We start from the raw sequence: 24,008 nt of genomic DNA, 5'->3' as shown, positions 1-24,008 counted from the left end.
GATACTCTTCATCATTATATATGTACACGATAAGTATAAAGTATAAGTAATCTTTGCTCAAATTAAAAAAGTTCCTACTGCACGGAACTTTTCTGATTTGTCTTGTTATACTGTGTTCGCTATACTGAGGGTGTGATAAGGAAAGGAGGACAGTTATGTGATTGGCAAATATGAAAAAGAGATATATCGTCGCTGAATATGACTTCAGACAAGTACGGGAATACTTTGATACATCTCTCTTATATCATAACACCAATCCAGATAAAAATCATTCATAATTATAAAGGAGAAGATCATGAAGAACATTTTATTAGTTTGTGGCACCGGTGCGAGCAGCGGTTTCATGGCCAAAAACATTCGCCAGGCAGCGAAAGCTCGCAATATTGAAATTGGCGTAAAAGCTAGAAGTGACTCTGTTGTAGAGGATTATATTGAAGATATTGATCTATTGTTGGTAGGACCACATCTTAGCTACATGCTGCATGATTTAGAGGATATTGCAGATCCATTTGGTGTTCCTGTTCAGATTATCCCCAAAGATGCATATGGGGAATTGGATGGCGATGCCGTTCTTGATTTTGCTTTACCTTTTCTAAAAGATGAGAAAACGCATGAACGTTAATGGTAGAATGCTTGCTTAATAAACGATGGTATCGTAGGAATGTTTATGAGCAGATACGTTAGAAATAATTCCCTGATGAACTATATACATTGGATAAGATTGCCATAGCATGTTAAATTAAGCAAGCGGTTATTTTGTAAAAGGTGATTAAGAAATAGAATCACGAGGAGAAAACATATGAAAAAATTCATGGATTGGATGACAGATAAATTCGCACCGAGAATGAATAAGCTCGCAAGAAATCCGTGGATTGCCTCTGTCCAGGAGGCTATCCTGACTGCGATGCCTATGATTTTTATTGGTTCATTTACGACCGTATTGACCGCTTTTGGCGGCTTGATTGAAGGATTTCCGGATTTTAGCCCACTTTCTACTTTTTCCCTGGGCTTATTATCCTTATACTTAGCATATTTAGTACCATATCTGCTGATGGAAAAGAAACGCCATAATAAAACGAAAAAAGAAGCAGGATTGGCTGGTATCGGATTCTTTTTGATGTTAGTATCTCCAACCTTTGATGAGGCAGGAAATATTTTGTTTCAAAGTTCTACTTTAGGAAATGGCGGTATGATTGCAGCATTGATTGCCGGCTTGTTTGTCGGTTTTGTGATGAATGCTTTTTCTACTCATTCCTTCTTTAAGGAAGACAGCGCTATTCCAGATTTTATCACCGTATGGTTTGATACATTAATTCCGATACTGATGATTTTATTTGTTGGCTGGCTCTTTACTTTCCAGCTCCATATCAGTATCTTTGATTGCATTTATACATTATTCTCACCAATCTTAAAAGCCGGTGACAGTTTCCTTGGTTTTGTAGTCTTATACTTTGTTGGATATACCTTCTTATACACGTTTGGTATTTCTACCTGGGTCATTTATCCGATTGAGTCGGCATTGATCCTGCAAGGAATTGCGGCGAATCAGGCAGCGGTAGCAGCCGGAAATGCTGCCAGTGTTATCAATGCGGATGGAGTATCTTATTATTTTACGCTTGGTGGAGGCGGCTGTACCTTGGCTTTAGGTCTTATGATGTTGTTTATGGCAAAATCGAAAAAGTGTAAGGTCATCGGAAAAGCCAGTCTGGTACCAAACTTATGTAACATCAATGAACCATTGGTATTTGGTGCACCAATCGCCTTTAACCCGATTCTGATGGTACCGATGTGGATCATTGGTTTACTAGCACCGGCCTTGACCTGGTTTGCCTTATATTTTGATTTATTGCCTAAAGTAACGACTTTATTCTCCTTCTGGTATTTGCCTGGACCTATTTGTTCCTATGCTGTAGGAGGTATGGTTGGATTGATCTTTACCTTATTTATTTTCGTCTTATCTTGGATCATCTATTATCCATTCTTTAAGGTATACGATAAGCAATGTGTACAGAAAGAAGCAGAGGATGAAGCACAAAAAGCAAAATTAGCAGCACGTAAAAACGCAAGACAGGAAACAAACAATGCATAAGAAGGAAGATTTATTATGGATAAAACAACGATTGAACAATTAAATAGTGCTGCGATGCAGATTATTCTGCATGCCGGGGATTGTCGGAATTTGCTCAATGAAGCAATCAATGATCTGTTAGATGATAAAAGTGAAGAAGAAGTAAAAGACAAGATCATGCAGGCAAAGAAAGAAATCACGAAAGCACATGTTATTCAAACGGATATGATACAAAGCTCAATCAATGAGGAAGAGCTGCAGACAACCTTATTATTCACCCATGCACAGGATACGCTGATGACTATCAACAGTGAAGTAAATCTGGTACAAAGCATGATTCGTCTGTATCGTAAGTTGGAGAAATAAGATGAAACGTAAAATTACAGGATTTCCGAAAGACTTTTTATGGGGTGGTGCCATTGCGGCCAATCAAGCAGAAGGTGCTTGGAACATTGATGGGAAAGGACCCTCTATGGCGGATATTGAAATCCTTCCAGAGCAGTATGATCGCCATAAGGTAGTCGGATTTGCTCATACTGCCAAACAGATAGAAGAAGCATTAGCGGATACCAAAGGCTATTATCCACGCCGGCATGGCATTGACTTTTATCATACGTATAAAGAAGATCTGGCATTGATGAAAGAAATGGGGTTTACCTGTTTTCGAACATCCTTTAACTGGACACGCATCTTTCCACAAGGAGATGAAGAACAGCCAAATGAAGAAGGTTTAAAGTTTTATGATGATTTGCTGGATGAGATGCTGAAAAATGGTATAGAACCAATCATGACGGTTTCACATTATGAAATGCCTATTCATCTGATTACCAAGTATAAGGGCTGGTATGCCCCTGAAATGATTGATTTCTTTGTGAAATATTGTAACGTGCTATTTGAACGTTATCATAATAAAGTACACTATTGGATCCTATTGAACCAGATCAACTCTTTACAGAGCTGGGGAGAGTTTGCCAGTTTGGGAATGGTGCAGGATGGTTATGAAGATTGGGAAAGTGCTAAATATCAGGCAACGCACCATCAGTTTGTGGCATGTGCTAAAGCCACACAACTTGCCCACGCCCTTGATCCTTCCTTGCAGATTGGAATGATGTTGGGGGATGATGCCTTATATCCGGCAAGCTGTAAACCAGAGGATGTCTTTGCCAACACCCAGCAGATGCAGATGAGTTTATACTTTTATTCCGATGTCTTATTACGCGGAGAATATCCGGGTTATGCGTTGCGCTATTTTTACGATCATGATATCCATGTGATGATCAAAGAAGAGGAAGAACAGCTGTTAAAAGAGAATACCGCAGATTTTCTATCATTTTCGTATTACTTTACCCGCATCACAAAGGCCAAAGATCCTACCCATCCCAAAGAGAACCCCTACTTAGAAAAATCTATCTGGGGCTGGGCAGTGGATCCATTAGGATTTCGCAACTCATTAAATTTGTATTGGGATCGTTATCAAATACCAATTTTTATCGCTGAAAATGGACTGGGTGCATTAGATGAGGTCGTAGATGGAAAGATTCATGATCCTTATCGTATCGCCTATTTACAGACACATATTGCGGCGATGAAAGAAGCCATTAAGGATGGCGTACAGGTGTTTGGCTATGCATCTTGGGGACCTATTGACATCATCAGTTGTTCGCAAGGGGAAATGAGTAAACGCTATGGATACATTTATGTCGATTTGGATGATCGTGGACATGGCAGTGGGAAACGACTGCGTAAAGATTCTTTCTATTGGTATCAACATGTCATAATGACAAATGGAGAAGATTTGTAAAGAAAGGGACGCATACAATCGTCCCTTTGCTTCAACATGAACATAGTATGAACAATATGTGACAAGGAGAATTGAAATGAAACAAGTAAAAACAGGATTTCCGAAAGCTTTTTTATGGGGAGGCGCCATTGCGGCAAATCAGGCAGAAGGAGCATTTCTAGAAGGTGGGAAAGGATGGAGCGTTGCGGATATCTTAAAAGTACAAGATGCTGGTGATTTGAAAAAGAAATCAAATAAAGAAACGAGCAGAAACGATATTGATTTCGCTTTACAGGATAAAGAAGGATATTATCCTAAACGCTATGGGATTGATTTCTATCATACTTATAAGGAAGATCTAAAGCTTTTAGCAGGGATGGGATTGAAAACATTTCGCACTTCTATTAGCTGGTCACGTATCTTCCCTAATGGAGATGATTCTCAACCGAATGAAGAAGGTTTACGCTTTTATGATGCATTGCTGGATGAAATCATAAAAAACGGCATGGAGCCCCTCATCACTTTATCGCACTATGAGATGCCACTGCATTTGGCAACACACTATCAGGGCTGGTATAATCGTAAGACGATCACTTTCTTTGTGAACTATTGTGAAACCGTTATGCGTCGGTATAAAGATAAGGTAAAATATTGGATCGTAGTGAATCAGATCAATCTGATACATCATGAATCTTTTAATCATCTCGGTATTCCCAGTGATACAGTAGAAAACCTTATGGAAGCAAAATACCAGGCCATTCATCATGAATGCACAGCAAGTGCGCTTGTCACTAAGCTTGCCCATCAGATCAATCCAGACTTTCAGGTAGGGATGATGGTATATGATGGATTGAGTGAACCATTAACATGCAAACCAGAGGATGTTTTTGCGAACATGCAGCGCAATCAAAGAGAATATTTCTTTACCGATTTATTGCTAAGGGGAGAATATCCGGGCTATATGCTGCGCTATTTTAAAGAGCATAACATTCATTTAGATATCCGTGAAGAGGATGAGCAAGTATTAAAAGAGCATCCGGCTGATTTTCTTGCGTTATCCTATTATTATACATGTGTATCATCAAAAGAAAGCAATGACAAACAAGATATTAATGATGATGGGGCCATCGTAAATCCTTATATTGATGCAAGTGAATGGGGCTGGGGCATTGATCCTCTTGGATTAAGAACCGTATTAAATTACTATTATGATCGTTATCAAAAACCAATCATCATCGCAGAGAATGGTTTTGGCACGTATGATGAAATCAGCAGTGATGGAAAGATTCACGATGAACGCCGTATCGCTTATTTACGTGAGCATATTCGCAATGTGAAGGAAGCTATCATGGACGGGGTAGATGTGATTGGTTATTATCCATGGGGACCTATTGATATTATTAGCTGTTCATCCTCAGAAATGAGCAAGCGCTATGGATTTATTTACGTGGATCAGGATGATTATGGAAATGGCAGTAAGCGTCGTATCAAGAAAGATAGCTATGACTGGTATCGAAGTGTCATTGCCAGCAACGGGGAAGATCTATAAGTGTTTCCCTTTCGTTTGATTGCCTGTGATATTGATGGCACATTGAGCATGGACAATACATTATCATTGCGCAGCGTACATACCTTACAGAAACTACAACAACAAGGAGTTTCAATCGTGCTATGCAGTGGGCGCAGTTATCCGGATGTGTTAAGTTTGCGAAATCAACACTTGCTGGCTTTGGATATGTTGTTATTAAACGGCGCAATGCAGGTAAACGCAAAAGGGCAGATTCTTCATACGACTGCGATAAAAAAACAAAGCGCAAAGATGATTCTTCAGATGCTGCAAAAAGAACCTATCGCAATCGGTTGTTATGATGAGACCCATATTTATTCTTTAGAAGAAGAGGATCGGCCTTCCTTTCAAAAACACTATTTGCAAAGTTTCACGGATACCACACCGGTGATGTCTTGTTTTAAGACGATTACGGAAACAGACTTACCTAAAACCATTTTAAAAATAGAACTTTTGGAAAAGGATGAAGAAAACCGCCAACGCTTACAAACACGACTATCCACCTTGCAAGAGGTAAAGGTAACAACTTCCGGATGGGATAATTTGGAAATCACTTCGCCGCTAGTATCGAAAGGGACAGCTTTACAAATCTATGTTGCTCAACACGGTTTCACAAAAGAGGAAGTTTTAGTATTTGGCGACAGCGAAAATGATCTTTCCATGTTTTCCTGTTTCCCTAACAGTGTTGCTGTAGCAAATGCCTGTACGCAAATAAAAAATGCTGCTCGTTATCATTGTAAAGAGGCAAAGGAAGATGGGGTCGTACAATTTCTTGAAATGCTTATAAAACATACTGTTTAAGTACAGTGTGTTTTTTTTTGACAGCAAATGTTGTAGAGCCACCTGCATAAGGAAAAGATAAAAAGTAGGATATTTGTTTAAATTTTCATTGTTTTCGCAATCGTTTCTGAAGACATTCTTGCGAAATTGTGATATTTCCATAAAATGATTGTGATAAAAACAAATATCTTCTATAATAGATACGGTGATTTTATGGAAGAATACATATTGAAAACAAGAGAAGATGGAACGACGATTACCGTGCGTGATTTACAGCTGAAATTGTTAGAGATGCTGAAAGATATAGATGTTGTATGCCGCAAGCACAAAGTCCAATACTGGCTGACAGGTGGCAGCTGCTTAGGTGCTGTACGTCATAAAGGCTTTATTCCTTGGGATGATGATGCGGATATCGGTATGCTGTATGAGGATTATCTGAAACTGTTAGAAGCCGTTAAGGATCTGGATCCTAAGAAGTACATCGTACAAAGCTTTGAAACACATAAGGAATACAATGTGTTGATTCCGGCGATGAAGATTCGTTTAAAACATACGTATTGTGAAGAATACAATGCGTTATTAAAAAACAAATGCAAAGACAGTGATGGCATTTTTATCGATGTTTTCATCATTGACTATGTGAGTGAGAATCATGTAAAAGATTTTGTGTGTCGCTGCCGCAATGGAATCTTGATGCTCTTGATTGCCGCATTGGAAAATCTACATATCAATCCATTGCCATTAAAGAAACGCTATGTGCGAAATGCGCGTAAGTATGGTAAGCAAAATCAAGACAGCCCAATGATCGGTTTTGATCTGACATGGTGCTTTAATTCTTTCTTCCATCCGGTCGTATATCCAAAGGAAAGCATTTTTCCGATTCAGTATGTCCCATTTGAAGATACAATGCTGCCAATACCAAAGCGGCCTAAAGATTTGTTGGATGCAGAAGTATCCGTGAATCATATGAGCTATCCGCCGAAAAAAGATCAACAGCCAAAGCATATTAAGGATATTGCATTTTAGAAACGATGACGTAATGACTTTTTCATGCTTATGAAAATGCATAGCATGGAGACGATATTTCTTATTAAAAGCTAGCTTATGGTAAAAATAAAATATCGTAAAACATAGTAAAAATTGTGAGGAGGTAGAAGACATGGCATATGTACCAAGACAGAGAAGATATAAAGTGCGCTGGAAGGTAGTGGCTCCACTGCTTGTTTTAATTGCGTTGATCGTGTATCTTTTAATTGGCATGTTTCTGCCTTCCAATCATCAAGAAGTAAAGAAATTCACGGTGTGTGGATTGAATGAGGAACAGACGATCAAAGCATTGCATAAGACAAGTAAAGAAACGATTAGCGTTTCGGATTATTTGTATTATGGAGAATCTTTGGATTTGTATGAAAAGAAATATTCACCGGAAAATAAAGATACGTTGAGTGGGAAAACCGTTGAATTAAAAAACATTTGTGATGGAAAGACAATTTCGATGACAATGGAAAATACAGTTGATCAAAAGATCTTATTAGATGAAATACCGGAAGGATATTATGAGGTTTCCATCATTGATAATCTAGTAAAAAAGCGTGTGATTTTTCAACAGCCTTTAAAGGAAAATGCATTTTATACGGCACAGCGTAAAGGAAAGGTCAATAAAGTTTCCTTAATTGCAGATACGCAGCTGTTAAAGGATTATCAGATCACCCTGGATAAAAACTATCTTTTCTTACAAGTAACTTCACAGACGCCGCGCAAAGGGGATATTGATGTGTTGATTGATCCGTTTGGAATGAATACGGATTTAACGTGGTTGCCGGATGAAGGCTCAAAGGTCAATGGGTTAAATGAAAATGATGAAATGTATAAAACAGCGGTTTTAATGAAAAAGGAATTAGAAGAAAAATATGGATTGCGTGTTGCCATTACAAAGGCAAGTAAAGATGAAAAAGGGAAAGCCTATGGCAGTGATGGCCGTTTAGCAAAAGGTTATAAGCAGCATGCAAAATATTATTTGTTCTTACGCTTCAGCAATTATGCCAACGATACGATTCGCGGCTTTGAAATAGCGCATAGTTATTATTCCAGCAAGACACTTGCCAGGAATTTGACCTATGGTGTACATAAGAACTTAAAAATGCCACTGTCACCGATGTATACTGGTTCCGATGCCGGTATCGTTACCGGGTTATTGGCCGAAGGGGCAGATGGTAAAACGATATATGATACGAATTTATATTTAAGAGAAAGTGGTGGAAGAGCAACACTGGCAGGGAAATACTCAGAAACAAGTCAAGAACAAAATGCTGATTTTGTGAATGCCAATGGCATGCAGGGATTAGAAATTGACTTTGTCTATATATCAAATAAAGAAGATGCAGCGCTGTGGAAAAAACAGAAGAATGCGATTATTAAGGAAACAGCGCGCGCTTTTGCCGAGGGAATCAATGCCGACAACACCACCAGATAAGGCGGGTGAAACAAGATGAAGTATCAAATTCATAAAGGAAGTAAATATTTTGGGGCGAATACGGTATTTGAGGATATTCAATTTGAAATCCGCAATACTGAAAAAATCGCGATTGTGGGAAGAAACGGATGTGGTAAAACCACCTTATTAAAAGCCATTGCCGAAGTAGAACCGTTGGATAAAGGGGATATCCATAAGGAAAACAATCTGACAATCGGTTATTTAGCACAGACGACGTTTGAAAATGAGCATGCCTGTGTCAAAGAAGAATTGGAAACAGCCTTTGCGAAGGTAAAACGCATAGGTAAACAGCTGGAAGAAATCAGTGAGCAGATGGTATACGACCATAGTGAAACCATCTTAAATAAATACGCCAATTTGCAGCAGCAATATGAGGATTTAGGCGGTTATACATACCATAGTGATATGATGACTGTCTTCACTAAGTTTGGGTTTCAGGAAGAAGATTTAAAACGTGAAGTTGCTACATTTTCCGGAGGACAGAAAACCCGATTGGCCTTTGTCAAGCTATTGTTAAGCAAACCGGATATCTTGTTGTTAGATGAACCTACCAACCATTTGGATATCGAAACGATTGAATGGCTAGAAGGTTATGTGAAACGCTATCCCAAAGCGGTTGTCTTAGTTAGTCACGATCGTATGTTTCTGGATGATGTTGTTGATGTCGTATATGAATTGGAATATGGTGTGATGCGTCGCTATCCGGGTAATTATACAAACTATGTTAATACCAAGAAAAGTGATGTTGAACAACAAAAATCAGCGTATGCGCGCCAACAAAAAGAAATACAGCACATGGAAGAACTCATTGAGAAATTCCGTTATAAGAAAAATAAAGCAGCCTTTGCGCAGAGTAAAATCAAATACTTAGAACGTATGGATAAAATTGAAGATCCCAATGTCGATGAAAAACGGTTTCATGCCCGTTTTACCCCAAGGGTACGTGGCGGCAAGCGGGTCTTAGAGGTCAAGGATTTAACCATCGGTTACGATCTGCCGTTGTGTACGATTACTTGCGATATTCTGCAAGGGGAAAAAGTTGCCATAATCGGCCCAAATGGGAAAGGAAAGTCAACCTTTTTGAAAACCTTGATGGAACAGGTTTCACCATTATCCGGTGAATTCTTATTCGGACACCAGATTGAGGTAGGTTATTTTGATCAGGAGCTTGCACAATTCGATACCAATAATACGGTATTAGAAGAGGTGTGGAACGATTTCAGTGAACTGAATCGAACAGAGGTACGCACAGCACTGGGATGTTTTTTATTCAGTGGAGAAGACGTATTTAAAACAGTAGACTGTCTATCCGGAGGAGAAAAAGTTCGTCTATCCTTTGTAAAGCTAATGCTGTCACATCCTAATTTTCTGATGATGGATGAGCCAACCAATCATTTGGATCTAATTGGAAAAGAAGCCTTAGAGGATGCTTTGTGTGATTATGAAGGCACAATGCTATTTGTGAGTCATGATCGTTACTTTATCTCAAAGTTGGCAACTGCGGTATTGGTCATTGATAATGGGAAGGCAACATATTATCCGATGCGTTATCAAGAATATATGCATAAAGATGAGGAACATGTACAGGCCGTTAAAACCGTTGAGAAAAAAGAAACAAAAAAAGTGGATAGAGGGATTCATTATGATCGCGAAGTAAAAAAACTGGAAAAGAAAATTGCAGAAAAGGAAAAAGAACTGGAAGCACTCAGAGAGCTGCGTTTTGATCCGGAATATTATCACGATTATCAAAAAATGCGTGATTTAGATGATAAAATTGATGACGTACATAATGAAATTGAAAATTTCATGAAGAAATGGGAAGACTACAGCGAGAAACTGGAACAGTAAGAAAGAAGGATCTTCATATGAAACCATTTGAAACATCATTGCTTGGTCGTATGGAATTAAACAACCGCATAGGTATTCCGGCGATGTGTACGTATATGGCAAAGGGCGATGGCATAGCCAATTTGCACCATATAGCTCATTATGAAACACTAGCGAAAGGACGCCCTGCCTTTATCGTACAAGAGGCAACGGCCATCGCAGCAGAAGGCTATATCAGTGACGCTTGTTTAGGAATCTTCACGCCGCGACAGCGAGAACCATTAAAGGATATCGTTGAAGTCGTACATGATTATGGGGTGAAATTAGGAATTCAACTGAATCATGCCGGTATGAAAAGTAAATGTGCAGCCCATAAGGTATCCGCCATGGATAATGCAGATGTACATGCGTTGACAGCAGAAGAAATTCATCGCATTGTTGTTAATTTTGAATTTGCTGGTAAATGGGCAAAAGAGCTTGGCTATGACTTTGTGGAAATTCATGCGGCACATGGTTATCTGATCAATCAATTTTTATCACCGCTTACCAATCAGCGAACGGATCTTTATGGTGAGGATAGAACCTTGTTGTTAAAGGAAATCATCACCGGTGTACGCTCTACATTTGAAAAAGATGTCATCGTTCGTATATCAGCAGAAGAGTATGAAGAAGATGGCTTGCATATAGCCGATATGAAAGATATTGTGGAAGCTATAGAAAGTTGTGGTGCTGCCGCAATTTCTGTATCCAGCGGAGGATTAAACAAACATCCGATACAGACCTATCCGATGTATCAGATTCCATATGCACGAGCTATCAAACAAATGACTTCTTTGCCGGTAATGGGCGTTGGCCTAATCACAAAGGAAGAAGAAATTGAAACCATTCTGACACAGGAAGATTGTGATTATGTATTATTAGGAAGAAAATTGCTGCGCGATCCTTATTTTCTATTATCTTGGCAAGATGCTTTCGGTCTATTGACAGAAGAAAACATAGGCGAATGTCTGTATCGCGGCATACATAAACATGGTGAATAACATCATGTTTTTTTTGTTCAAAAAGCAGAAACAGATAGAAAGATAGGATCATTGTGGAAAAGGAAAATAGGTTTAAGAAACCTATGTGATCTTCTTGAGAGAATGGTCAGTTATTTTTAAAACCTTGTTAGCAGTCATGGGTATAAAAAAAGGAAATCCGTGCATCTTAACAACAGGTGATATTATGAAGTATACAGATCGATGTAAACAACTGAATGAGAAACTGCGTTTGCAGGAAAATTTTGATATTGTTGCGAAAACTTTGCAAGTGCAGGATGTTCATATGACATTATATTTTGTTGATGGTTTTGTTAAAGATGAAGTATTAGAGAAAATGATGGAATTCTTATTAAAGGCAGATATGAAAACAACGGTACAACAGGAAAGTGTTTATGTATTTTGTGATCGTTTTGTCTCCTATTTAGAAACCGATGTGGTTGCGGAGGAAGAGAAACAGATTACAGCGGTATTAAGCGGTTCGGTATTAATGATCGTTGATGGCTATGAAGAAGGCATTGTGATTGATGCCAGAACATATCCTACCCGCAGTATGGCTGAGCCCGAAGATGATCGAGTCTTACGCGGCAGCCGTGATGGCTTTGTGGAAACGTTGGTCTTTAATACAGCCTTAATTCGCCGCCGTATCCGTGACACACGCTTACATATGGAATATCACAGTGTCGGTTCTATCAGTAAAACGGATATTGTCTTATGTTATATGGAAGGGTTGGCAGATGATGCATTGGTGCAGGATATTCGCCATAAGTTATCGCAGATACAAGTAGAAGCGTTAACCATGGCACAGGAAAGCATTGCCGAAGCACTTGTCCCACATAAATGGTTAAATCCTTTCCCTAAGGTTCGCTATAGTGAACGTCCGGATGCTGCAGCCAGTAATGTCCTAGAAGGAAAGGTCATCGTTATGATTGATAATTCACCTTCGGTACTCATTTTACCAACGACTTTTTTTGATTTTGTGCAGGAAGCTCAGGATTATTATCTTCCTCCGATTACCGGAAGCTATTTACGTCTTATTCGAATCATGGTCTTTTTCTTAACTTTGTTTGTGACACCAATCTGGTATTATCTTAACTGCAATCCGGATTTCGCTCCGGATTGGTTTCAATTCGCTTTAATTCAGGATAATATGAATCTTCCTATTATCTTACAGTTGTTAATGCTAGAATTAGGAATAGATGCTTTAAAGCTTGCTAGCTTAAATACCCCAAGCTCCTTAAATTCCTCCTTTAGTATCATAGGGGCATTGATCCTTGGCGATTTTGCGGTCAATGCCGGATGGTTAGCTCCGGAAATAATTTTATATATGGCATTTGTGGCATTAGCAAACTTCACTCAGCCTAGTTATGAATTAGGATATGCCATTAAGTTTATGCGAATGATGATGCTTATCATCATTGCCCTTCTGCCACGTTTTGGACTATGGATCGGGCTAGCCATTATGGCTTTTATTTTAGCATCTAATAAAACGATTACGCATACCTCTTATTTTTATCCCTTATTTCCCTTCCATGCCCATGATTTTAAAATGATTTTTGCACGTAAAAAACTGCGTGGCAAAAGTAGCAATCGTTCCTAATGATCTCTGAAATGCAATGTCATAGCTTCTTCCCTTTTCTGATCCATTAACAGATCGCTCAGACGCATATGGAAATTTCTGTTATAATAGTAAGGAAGGAAAGGGATCTTAATGAAACATAATGCCATGAAAGAAGCCATCAAGGTCTGTGTCGTACAGCTTATCTGCATGCCACTGTTCCTTTATACGTATACTCCGGATAAGCTATTTTTTTGGATGTTACTGCTTTTTATGGACAGCTATCTTTTAAAACACTATCATGTCATGGAATTTGGCCGTATGATGATGTCCAGTACCAAAGAAGAACAAAAGATGTTGACATTTTTGAATATCGGCATCCTTGCAGGCTATACCATTTTGGCATTTAAAAATTTAGCCTTAGCGGGATATCTTGTCCTAAACGATCTCGTGATGAATGCAGTAAGTATTTTTCTATATATGAAATCCATTGAAAAATAAGACGAAGAAGATTTATATAAACTTGATGGCACGTATTCTAATAAAAGTTATGTATATAAGGAATACAAAGCATGAAGAATTGATGGTATCGCTTACCAAATGATTGCTTGGATTCTACATATCCTAGCCCGTATGGCAAGTCAATATGTTTACAACCGAATGAACAAGTAGGAGAAAGTGCTTACGATGGTAAGTAACTTCTCTTTTTTTTAAAACATGGAATTTATAGGTGCGTAAGCGCTGTTTATTATTGGTGTACACATTTCCACAAATGTTTGAAAATGATGAATTGCATTGCGGTGTCATATGGTAATTTTCACAAAAATGTAAACATGTTACACACAATTGTAAAAAATTTCACTCAATTTGTGTGAAAATGACCGAAAAAATATTGTATTTTCAATTCTTTTAGAGTATAATATGGTCATTATCAGGAATGATAGGAGGGAAAAATATGAAAAAGCTATTAACTCTTGCAGTCGCAGCGTTAATGACGGTTTCACTTGCTGGTTGTGGCAGCAGCAAGGCAGAAAACAAACTTGTCGTAGGACAGGACAAAATGAACGGTGAATTCATCGAAGGTTTTGGAAATAACTCTTATGACAAATCCATCCGTGACTTAATTCATGGATACAACCCAGTTATTGTTGACAACGATGGAAACATTAAATGGGAAACGAAGGTAACACTGAAAGGTGAACCTGCAGTTAAGAACAACAAAGACGGTTCTAAAACATTCACAGTTACACTGAACGATGGTTTGAAATGGAATGATGGAAAACCTGTTACAGCAAATGACTATGTAATGACTTACTTGATGCGTGCATCAAAATCTTGGATCGATGCAAATGGTAACCCAACAGGATACGAAATCGAAGGTTACGACGCATTCAGTGCAGGAAAAACAGAAACATTCTCAGGCGTTAAGATGATTGATGATCATTCCTTCTCAATCACAATCGCTGCTAAGAACTTACCTTACTACTGGGAAAAGAACTTCTTGTGGAGTTACCCATTACCAGCTCACGTTGTTGCTAAAGATGTGAAGATCACTAGTGATGACAAAGGTGCTAAGATCGCTAAGAAAGATCAGGCAGCTATCGCTGATTATGTAAAGAATACTTTCTTAAAGAACCCTACCGTAACTTGCGGGCCTTACAAATTTGAAGGCTTCAAGAACCAGCAGGTACAGTTAACTCTGAATAAAGAGTATGCTGGAAACTGGGAAGGTAAAAAACCAAGCATTGAAAAGATTACCGTTAAAGCAATTGACATGGACAAGGATGTAGATACTCTGGTTGCTGGAGAAGTTGACATCGTTGCCGGTGCAGTCGAAGCTGAAAAAATCGATAAAGTAAAAGCACAAGGAGATAAATTCACAATCTCTAGTTACCCACGTAATGGTTATGGTAACATGCCAATATCTTGCTACTATGGAGCTACAAAAGACGTTAACGTACGTCAGGCTTTAGCTTACATCGTAGATACAAACAAGATCGCTCAGGCAGCTATGGGTGCTTATGGTAAACCATGCTACTCTGACTACGGTGCAGCTCAGAAAGTTTATATTGACAACAAAGAATGGGTTGACAAGAACCTGAACACATATTCTTTCTCAATTGCTAACGCTAACAAAGCATTAGACAAATCTGATTATAAGTATGAAAAAGATGGAAAAACTCCATTCGATGCTAAGAAAGCTAGCAAAGATTACCTGCGTTACAACAGCAAAGGTGAAGTTCTGTTGATTTCACACTTAGGTTCTGAAAAGAATACCATTACTGACAATATCAAACTGCAGCTGACAAAGAACGCTCCTCAGGTTGGTATCAAATATGAAATTACAGTTAAAGACTTTGAAACAATGCTGAACATCTATTACCAGAAACAAAAAGCTGAAGTTAAATACAACGTATATAACATGGCATCTGGCTTCAACGAAGTACCAGATCCAGAAGCTGACTACCATGGTAAATATGAAAAAGTAGCAAACTTCAACCCTTATGGTTTAAATGATGCTGAATTGAACAAGGCTATTGAAAACTTGAAAGCATCTAAAGATGAAAAAGAATTTTCAGAAAACTGGAAAGCATATCAGAAACGTTGGAACTACTTATTGCCAACAATTCCAACTTACACGAACGATTACTATGACTTCGCTGCCAGCAAGGTAAAAGGATTCAAGACTACTCCATTCCGTGACTGGGCAAACAGTATCTGCAATTTCTCAATTGAGTAAGCAGTACGTCTGAAGTAATATCGAAACACACGAGGGAGAAGATGGCTCCAAAAAGCTATCTTCTTTCTTAGTGTTTATAAATGAGAGGAGAATTACAATGCTTAGATATACAGTTAAGCGTATCTTGTCATTGATCCCGGTGGTCTTTATTATCTCCATCATGCTGTTTGGTTTAACAAAGCTGATGCCTGGAGACCCTGCGAAGTTAATGGTACAAGGTGGACGACCGGAAACATATGACGCACGAGTAGAAGCAGCAAGAAAGAGTCTTGGACTTGACCAAGATGTTGTAACACAGTATGTAAAATGGATGGGTAACCTGGCACATGGTGACTTAGGTGTATCCTCTACATATCAAACAGAAGTGAAAAACGTAGTTGCAGAACCATTAAAGAATACCGTATTCCTAAACTTCTTTGTTTTGATTTTTTCATTAGGAATCTCTATTTTGGTAGGTATCCGCTCTGCCGTAAAGAAAGGATCGTTCTTCGATCAATTCTGGCAGGTATTCTCATTAATCGGTATGAGTGTACCAACATTCTTCGTCGGTTTATGTCTTATTTTCATTTTCGCCTTCAAATTAGGCTGGCTGCCTTCTTTTGGTATGCCAGAGCAAGGCTTATCTACAGGAGCCTATATTACTTCCTGGTTCAGGCATCTGATCTTGCCTGTTACGACCCTGACCGTCATCCAGTTAGCCGGTACGATGCGTTATGTGCGTAATGCAATGCTGGAAGTATTGAGTCAGGATTTCATCCGAACAGCACGTTCAAAAGGTTTAAGCCAGAAAGTTATCGTATATTCTCATGCTTTCCGCAATGCGTTGATTCCTGTTGTAACCATTGTTATCACACAGATCGGTATGCTGTTTAGTGGTTCCATGATTACAGAAACCGTATTCCAATGGAATGGTTTAGGTTTCATCTTGTTGAAGGGTCTGCAAAAACGTGACTTGTGGCTGGTTGTATCCATGAACCTGTTCTACGTAGTCATTTACTTGATTTCCAATTTTATTGCGGATATCACGTATGCTTTAGTAGATCCACGTGTGAAGTTAGATTAGGAGGATAACAGATGGAAAAGAAAGACAACAAGCAAAAGCAATCAATCTTTTCTTCCTTTGGCAGAATGTTCAAACGTCTGTTCTCCTTTGGTGGAAAGAAAAAAGAATTAAATGTATTTGAAGAGGAAGAAATCAAATCACCTTCTAAGGTCATTTTCTCCAACTTCATACATAATAAGTTTACCATTATTGGTTTGATCTTATTCATTGGTATTTTCAGTTTTGCTTATATTGGCGGTATGTTCCGTCAAATGGATCCGGTTTATCAGGAACCTATCCTGCAAAATATCGGACCGGGTACTGGTTATTTGGATTTCCCTTCAGAATTAGAAGGAAAGAAGATTGTACAAATCAGTTCAGGTATTACATTCTCAGTTGCCTTAACTGATGATGGAAAAGTATATGCCTGGGGTAAAGATACCGATGGAGCTACAGAAGTTCCAAGCAATTTAGGAACGAATGTAGTAAAAATTGCTGCTGGTGACCGTCATGTGGTGGCATTGACAGACAGCGGTGAAGTTATCGGTTGGGGTAAGAACGACTTCCATCAGGCAGAATTGACTTATGAAGCCAAAGCCCAGCTGAAAAGCGATGAAAAGGTTATTGATGTATCGGCAAGTGATAAATATACAGCACTTGTTACGGATAAAGGAAATGTAATTATTTTAGGTGCAACCGGCGCAAACAACATGGATTATGTACCTTCCGAAATTCAAGGAAGAGTTGCGGCTGTTGATGCAAACAGCTACAATATGGTTCTTTTATTAAAAGATGGAACCATCGCAACCATGGGTGTTTCCGGTAATGAATTCTCAGATGTGCCAAAAGAATTAACAGATGGCAGCATTAAAATCGTAAAAGCAAAAATGTCTTATGCAAACGGTATTGCGCTTGATGACCAAGGCAAGATCCATGTATGGGGTGCAAATGGCGATAATATGCGTGATGGTGTGCCGGCAATCAATGAAAAAGTCGTTGATGTATCCGGAAGCCGTAATGCGTTATTTGCTGTTAGTGAAAGTGGTAAAGTGTATGCATGGGGAAATGATGACTTAAATGATATCAGTGTACCTAGCAGTGCAACGAATATCAAGCAGGTTTTCAGTGGTTATTTCCAAAATTATGCTGTGGATAACAACAATGAAATCCACGCATGGGGAAATGATGGTTATGTATTAGGTACAGACGCTCAAGGTCGTGATTATTTCACACGTTTAATGCATGGTGGTCGTGTTACCTTAGTTGTTGGTATCATCGCAGTTATCATTGAAACCGTTCTTGGTTTATTGATCGGTATGATTTCCGGATTTAAAGGCGGCAAGGTTGATAATCTGCTGATGCGTTTTACGGAAATCGTAAGTTCTGTTCCATTTATGCCTTTGGTTATCACCTTATCGGCATCACTTGGAAATGATTTATCAACAGATCAGAAAATGTATCTGATTATGATTATCTTGGGTGTTATCTCCTGGCCAGGTATGGCACGATTAGTACGTGCACAGATCTTGATCGAACGTGAAAAGGACTTCGTACTTGCTGCGCGTGCTTTGGGTATTAAAGAAGGCTCTATCATTGTTCGTCATATCTTACCAAACGTTATGAATATCTGTATCGTAAATATGACCTTAAGTTATGCCGATAAGATGCTGATGGAGGCTGCATTATCCTTCCTGGGCTTTGGTGTTCAAGAACCGATGCCGTCGTGGGGTAACATGTTAAATGGAGCGCAGCGAGCAATCGTTATCGAGAACTATTGGTGGCAATGGATCACACCTGCTGTCTGCGTCGTGATTGCCGCATTGGGTGTTAACCTGGTCGGTGATGCATTACGTGAAGCCTTAGATCCAAAAGAGAATGAGAAGTAGGGGTGAAGAACATGAAATTACTGGAAATTAATAATCTGCACACCTATTTTGATACCAAAAAAGGTCTGATTAAGGCAGTCAACGGTGTTAGCCTGTCGATTGAAGAAGGTCGTACACTTGGTGTAGTAGGTGAGTCTGGCAGTGGTAAAAGTCAGACAGCAATGAGTATCTTGAAATTATTTGAAAATAATCAGAAAATATATGAAGGTGAAATCAAGTTCGAGGGTAAAGTCATTTCTGAGCTTAGTGAAAAGGAAATGCAGAAAATTCGTGGTAACGATATCTCTGTTATCTTCCAAGAGCCAATGACGTCTCTGAACCCGGTATTTACTGTTAATCGTCAGATTAGTGAAGTTCTGATGTTGCATCAGGGCTTAAATAAGAAGGAAGCAGAAGCACGCAGTATCGAAATGCTGAAACAAGTAAAAATCGCCAATCCGGAAACTGTCAACAAATCCTATCCATTCCAATTATCCGGTGGTATGCGCCAGCGTGTCATGATTGCCATGGCACTTGCTTGTAAGCCAAAACTGTTAATTGCCGATGAACCGACAACTGCACTGGATGTTACGATTCAGGCGCAGATCTTAAAACTGATGAATGAACTAAAAGCTGAAACAGGTACAGCAATCATGTTTATCACGCACGATCTTGGAGTTATCAATCAGATGGCAGATGATGTTGCCGTTATGTATTGTGGTCAGGTCGTTGAAACTGCACCTGTTGACAATATCTTTATGGATAGCGAATATATCCATCCATATACAGAAGGACTGCTGACATCCATTCCGCGTTTGAATACCAAGCGTGGTGAAAAACTGGATGTTATCCCTGGTTCTGTGCCGCATCCGTTAGCATTGCCACAAGGATGTAAATTTGCTCCTCGATGCAAATATGCCACAGAGAAATGTCGAAACGAAGAACCTGAGTTGAAGGAAATCGGACCTAATCATCAGATTCGTTGTTTCTTCCCTGTCAAAAGAGGAGGTAACAAGTAATGGAAAAGAAAAAACTGATTGAGATAGCAAATCTGCGACAGTATTTTCCTGTCAAGAAAGAATCTTTATTACAGAAAGAACAGCTGTATGTAAAGGCAAATGACGGTATCACCATTACGATCCATGAAGGCGAAACTTATGGACTAGTTGGTGAATCCGGCTGTGGTAAGTCAACCTTAGGACGTGTCTTGTTGCAATTATATGATCAGACACGCGGTGATACGGTATACTTTGGACGTACGGTATATGAATATCAGCCAAAGTATTATGAAAAAGATTTAAATGACTTGGCCAAATTACATGAAAAAGCGAAGCATTTAGAAAGCAAAATCAATAACGAAGATCCAAATCATACATCTGTTGATGCTTATGATGACGCAATGCGCCATTTATATCGTTTATGTGGTGGTCTGGTTTTCTCTGACAATTATAGTGAAGTATCCAAACTATTATTGGAAGAATATAAGGCCGGCTGTAATGTTGCACAGCTGGAAAAGAAAAATGCCAGTGCAGAAGAACTTAAAGCAGCAGAAGCGAAGCATGATGCCATCTTAAAATCCATTGAACAGATGAAAGACAGCTATCGCTCAAACGAGAACTTTGCTAAGATTGATGCGATGTGGGAACATGGTATTGAATTACCAAGATTGACAAAAGAAGAAATGCGCATCTTACGTGAGGATCTTCAGATTATTTTCCAGGATCCATATTCTTCTTTGAATCCTCGTTTAACTGTCGGACAGATTATTTCGGAACCATTAGTTGGACAAAAGAAATTTAAAAAAGGAAGTAAAGAGTTAGAAGATTACATTATCGAGGTTATGGATAAATGTGGTCTGGAGGCTTATTTCATCCATCGTTATCCACATCAGTTCTCTGGTGGACAGCGTCAGCGTATCGGCATTGCCCGTGCATTAGCCTTGAATCCTAAATTCGTTGTCTGTGATGAAGCGGTTTCCGCACTGGATGTTTCTATTCAATCACAGGTATTAAACCTGTTGCAGGAATTGAAAGAAACACAGAATCTGACGTATTTGTTTATTTCTCATGACTTAAGTGTCGTGAAGTATATTTCCGATCGTATCGGTGTTATGTATTTAGGTAACATGGTGGAAAGCGCTAGATCAGAAGATATCTTCCGCAACCCATTACATCCATATACCGAAGCTTTATTAAATGCTATTCCGACAACCGATATCCATAACAAAGAATTACAGATTTTGGAAGGAGATATTCCTAGTCCGGTAAATCCTCCAAAAGGATGTAAATTCCATACACGTTGTAAATATGCTATGGAGAAGTGTAAATGTGAACGTCCGGAATGGGTGGAAATTGAGCCTGAACACTTTGTCGCATGTCATTTAAGGAGTCTTAAAAAGTGATTCTCAAAAAGGCACGCGAAATAAAAAATCGTTTAAATAAAGTTGATGAAGATAAATTAAAGGATGTGGATCTGGAAAAACATGATATGTTGGCAATGGTAATTGCGGCATTTATCACGTTTTTACCTCCTATTCTGATTGCCTGTGCCATTATTTATTTTGTGCTCTGGCTGATTTTCCTTCGTTGATATACGGATGTCTTGTGAAAGCAGGACATCTTTTTTTAGGCAAATTGATAAAAAAGGAAGAAAAATTACGTTTTTAGACTCTTTGTGTCGTATAGATAAGTAGAGGGAAGTGATGACACATGGAATCTATGAGTCAATTGCATGCAAAAGCAAATTATCTGGCACAATTATATCGCCGTGATTATTTACGCACTTGCAAAGACATTGAAAGGCTATATGAACTGCATGAAATAATTAATCAGGCACTGCTTAAGCTGAAAAGGGAGGAGTGTATATTGATGATGAATGAGTATTTTTTACCGGCAGATCAAAATTGGTGGTGTATCAACTATGAGAAAGAGATGTTTGATAAGAAGAAAAACATGGCTTTACATGCATTCTTTCGTTGCTTAACGGCTTAAAAAATGTTATTATTTAATATAGAGATAGAGATATGGAAGCGTTTAGAAAACCACGTTTCTATCAATATAAAACACTTTTTTTATAAGTTGCAAGAGTAAGAGGAGGATGTACTTATGTTAAAAGGTATTGCAGCATCAGCGGGAGTTTCCATCGCAAAAGCATACAAATTGGAATCTCCAAAAGTTGAGATCGTTAAAAAAGAAGGAGATCCTGCAATTGAAGTTGAAAAATTCAATGCAGCACTCGAAAAGACAAAAACAGATATCGAGGGTGTAAAAGAAAGAGCAGCAGCACGTCTGTCAGAAGAAGAATTGGCTGTATTTGATGCTCATCTGATGATGGCTGGTGACCCTGAATTCGCATCACAGATTGTCGGCATGATCGAAAATGATAAAGTAAATGCAGAATATGCTGCTGATACGGTTGCCAACCAGATGGTAGCTATGTTTGAGTCTATGGATAATGATTATTTCCGTGAAAGAGCTGCGGATATCAAGGATGTTACGTATCGTTTGAAATGTAACCTGCTGGGACTGACAATTCCTGATTTATCAAGCATCAGTGAAGATTCTATTATTGTTGCTTATGATTTAACACCATCAGATACGGCACAGCTGAATACATTTGTAAAAGGCTTTGCGACTAGTATTGGTGGTAAAACAAGTCATTCTGCCATCATGGCAAACTCTTTAGAAATACCAGCAGTTGTAGGATGTGGAGATATCCTGAGCGCTGTTGAACATGGGGATACATTAATCTTGGATGCTTTAGATGGCGAAGTATTTGTAAATCCTGATGAAGAAACAATTAAGAAATATGAAGCAAAAGCAAAGGCTTATGCTGAAGAAAAAGAAGCATTAAAAGTTTTAGTGAATGCGGAATCTGTCACAACAGATGGACATAAAGTTGAATTAGCTGGTAATATCGGTGGTTTTAAAGATGTTGAAGGTGTATTGAAAAACGGTGGTGAAGGCGTAGGCTTATTCCGTACGGAATTCTTATATATGGACAACGATCACTTCCCAACAGAAGAAGAGCAGTTTGAAGCATATAAGGCTGTATTAGAAGGTATGCAAGGACGCCGTGTCGTTGTTCGTACCTTAGATATCGGTGGAGATAAGAAATTATCATACTTTGAATTCCCAGAAGAAATGAATCCATTCTTAGGCTATCGTGCAATTCGTCTGTGTCTGGATCGTACAGATATCTTCCGTACACAGTTGCGTGCCTTGATTCGTGCTAGTGTTTATGGTAGATTATGCATCATGTTCCCGATGATTGCAACCGTAAAAGAATTCTGTGACGCAAAAGCTATTTATGAAGAAGAAAAGGCAAAATTGATTGCCGAAGGTGTAAAGGTTGCCGATAATATCGAAGTTGGTATGATGGTGGAAATTCCTGCTGCAGCTGTTAATGCGGATAACTTTGCTAAACATGCAGACTTCTTCTCTATTGGTACAAACGATTTGATTCAGTATTCAATGGCCGCAGATCGTATGAGCGAGCATGTATCTTACTTATATCAGCCATACAATCCATCTGTATTGCGTTTAATCAAGATGACGATTGATGGTGCACATAAAGAAGGCAAATGGGCTGGTATGTGTGGCGCAATGGCTGGAGAACCATATGCTGTACCTTTGCTGTTAGGTATGGGATTGGATGAATTCTCAATGTCTGCTACACAAATTCTGAAAGCACGTAAGATGGTAAACGGTTTAAGCAAAGATGAAGCAGCAAAACTTGCTGATGAAGCATTAAAACTTGCTACTGCTGAAGAAGTACTTGATTTAGTTAAAAAAGCAGTGGATTAATCATTGAAAAGGGTATCTTATTGTAGTGACCTCCTAAAGTGAGTCTAACTTTTGAAGGGTAATATCACGCAAAGATATCCTTTTTTGCTTTATTAGGAATACAATATAAGGGATTCTAAGAGGATCGCTAATCGTTGTGTGGGAAGTATGTTGAAATAGATAAGAGATCGCATGCTTAATAGGATACAAATTGTATGCTAATGAGTAGGTAAGTTAAAAAGTAGGACGTTGGAATCATCAATAAAAAGAAGGTGTCGTACCTCTTATTGTATTAGATTAAATGTAGCGCATAGCTCTTTTGGCATTGAAATTAGCAAAATTAAAAAAATATGTGAGATGTGAGAATCTGATTGTAGCGCTTACGACAATAATTTGCTAAAAATGACAAGATATTTCTTATTTCGTAAGATATAATTATTTTGTAATTAGCGGATAGCAACCCCGC

Annotated in this window: 20 protein-coding genes; all 20 read left to right on the top strand. The window is 38.7% G+C overall.

Features of this window, described 5'->3' with window-relative positions; translation table 11 throughout:
• The first annotated feature begins 295 nt into the window (after nt 1-295).
• The 20 genes from AC1VS3_RS04270 to ptsP all read left to right on the top strand — a co-directional run bounded on the left by AC1VS3_RS04270 (nt 296) and on the right by ptsP (nt 23,563).
• Entirely contained in the window at nt 296-622 is a 327-nt protein-coding gene (locus AC1VS3_RS04270) for a PTS sugar transporter subunit IIB (RefSeq protein ID WP_008689839.1), read from the top strand.
• Nucleotides 623-799: 177 nt separating this feature from the next.
• A complete protein-coding gene (locus AC1VS3_RS04265; RefSeq protein ID WP_008689838.1) occupies nt 800-2,089 on the top strand; it encodes a PTS sugar transporter subunit IIC in 1,290 nt (429 codons plus the stop codon).
• A 15-nt stretch (nt 2,090-2,104) separates the two neighbouring features.
• Nucleotides 2,105-2,434: a PTS lactose/cellobiose transporter subunit IIA gene (locus tag AC1VS3_RS04260; protein WP_196029487.1), complete on the top strand. Its 330-nt coding sequence runs from the start codon at nt 2,105-2,107 to the stop codon at nt 2,432-2,434.
• Nucleotide 2,435: 1 nt separating this feature from the next.
• On the top strand, nt 2,436-3,869 hold the full coding sequence (locus AC1VS3_RS04255) for a glycoside hydrolase family 1 protein (protein WP_270373494.1): 1,434 nt from the start codon (nt 2,436-2,438) through the stop codon (nt 3,867-3,869).
• Between the two features lie 76 nt (nt 3,870-3,945).
• Nucleotides 3,946-5,397: a glycoside hydrolase family 1 protein gene (locus AC1VS3_RS04250; protein ID WP_270373495.1), complete on the top strand. Its 1,452-nt coding sequence runs from the start codon at nt 3,946-3,948 to the stop codon at nt 5,395-5,397.
• Nucleotides 5,398-6,216, top strand: a complete 819-nt coding sequence (locus AC1VS3_RS04245; protein ID WP_270373496.1) for a Cof-type HAD-IIB family hydrolase — start codon at nt 5,398-5,400, stop codon at nt 6,214-6,216.
• A gap of 192 nt (nt 6,217-6,408) precedes the next feature.
• Entirely contained in the window at nt 6,409-7,221 is an 813-nt protein-coding gene (locus AC1VS3_RS04240) for a LicD family protein (RefSeq protein ID WP_333491036.1), read from the top strand.
• Between the two features lie 133 nt (nt 7,222-7,354).
• Nucleotides 7,355-8,668: an N-acetylmuramoyl-L-alanine amidase gene (locus AC1VS3_RS04235; RefSeq protein WP_481275528.1), complete on the top strand. Its 1,314-nt coding sequence runs from the start codon at nt 7,355-7,357 to the stop codon at nt 8,666-8,668.
• 15 nt (nt 8,669-8,683) lie between these two features.
• Complete coding sequence (locus AC1VS3_RS04230; RefSeq protein WP_196029491.1) at nt 8,684-10,537, top strand: ABC-F family ATP-binding cassette domain-containing protein; 1,854 nt, start codon at nt 8,684-8,686, stop codon at nt 10,535-10,537.
• A 17-nt stretch (nt 10,538-10,554) separates the two neighbouring features.
• Nucleotides 10,555-11,556, top strand: a complete 1,002-nt coding sequence (locus AC1VS3_RS04225) for an oxidoreductase (RefSeq protein WP_270373500.1) — start codon at nt 10,555-10,557, stop codon at nt 11,554-11,556.
• A gap of 184 nt (nt 11,557-11,740) precedes the next feature.
• The gene (locus tag AC1VS3_RS04220; protein ID WP_017144566.1) at nt 11,741-13,153 is read left to right on the top strand and encodes a spore germination protein; all 1,413 of its coding nucleotides are present in this window, start codon (nt 11,741-11,743) and stop codon (nt 13,151-13,153) included.
• A 111-nt stretch (nt 13,154-13,264) separates the two neighbouring features.
• The gene (locus tag AC1VS3_RS04215) at nt 13,265-13,612 is read left to right on the top strand and encodes a hypothetical protein (RefSeq protein WP_128125411.1); all 348 of its coding nucleotides are present in this window, start codon (nt 13,265-13,267) and stop codon (nt 13,610-13,612) included.
• Between the two features lie 454 nt (nt 13,613-14,066).
• The gene (locus tag AC1VS3_RS04210) at nt 14,067-15,851 is read left to right on the top strand and encodes an ABC transporter substrate-binding protein (protein WP_481275527.1); all 1,785 of its coding nucleotides are present in this window, start codon (nt 14,067-14,069) and stop codon (nt 15,849-15,851) included.
• Nucleotides 15,852-15,948: 97 nt separating this feature from the next.
• A complete protein-coding gene (locus AC1VS3_RS04205; protein ID WP_008689825.1) occupies nt 15,949-16,914 on the top strand; it encodes an ABC transporter permease in 966 nt (321 codons plus the stop codon).
• Nucleotides 16,915-16,925: 11 nt separating this feature from the next.
• Nucleotides 16,926-18,779, top strand: a complete 1,854-nt coding sequence (locus AC1VS3_RS04200; RefSeq protein WP_481275526.1) for an ABC transporter permease subunit — start codon at nt 16,926-16,928, stop codon at nt 18,777-18,779.
• Nucleotides 18,780-18,790: 11 nt separating this feature from the next.
• On the top strand, nt 18,791-19,777 hold the full coding sequence (locus AC1VS3_RS04195; RefSeq protein ID WP_008689822.1) for an ABC transporter ATP-binding protein: 987 nt from the start codon (nt 18,791-18,793) through the stop codon (nt 19,775-19,777).
• Entirely contained in the window at nt 19,777-21,159 is a 1,383-nt protein-coding gene (locus AC1VS3_RS04190) for an ABC transporter ATP-binding protein (protein ID WP_481275525.1), read from the top strand. Before AC1VS3_RS04195 ends, AC1VS3_RS04190 begins: the two co-directional genes overlap by 1 nt.
• On the top strand, nt 21,156-21,347 hold the full coding sequence (locus AC1VS3_RS04185; RefSeq protein ID WP_008689819.1) for a hypothetical protein: 192 nt from the start codon (nt 21,156-21,158) through the stop codon (nt 21,345-21,347). The genes AC1VS3_RS04190 and AC1VS3_RS04185 overlap by 4 nt, the downstream gene beginning before the upstream one ends.
• A 119-nt stretch (nt 21,348-21,466) precedes the next feature.
• Nucleotides 21,467-21,748 (top strand): MG284/MPN403 family protein, encoded by a 282-nt coding sequence (locus tag AC1VS3_RS04180; protein ID WP_008689817.1) that lies wholly within the window; start codon nt 21,467-21,469, stop codon nt 21,746-21,748.
• A 114-nt stretch (nt 21,749-21,862) separates the two neighbouring features.
• Nucleotides 21,863-23,563 carry a phosphoenolpyruvate--protein phosphotransferase gene (ptsP, locus tag AC1VS3_RS04175; RefSeq protein WP_008689816.1) on the top strand — a complete coding sequence of 567 codons (1,701 nt, stop codon included), beginning with the start codon at nt 21,863-21,865 and terminating at the stop codon, nt 23,561-23,563.
• Nucleotides 23,564-24,008 lie beyond the last annotated feature (445 nt).

The sequence above is a fragment of the Longicatena sp. genome (assembly GCF_982403165.1).
Note: the sequence above shows the minus strand (reverse complement) of the source record. Positions and strands in the feature narration are given on the sequence as shown.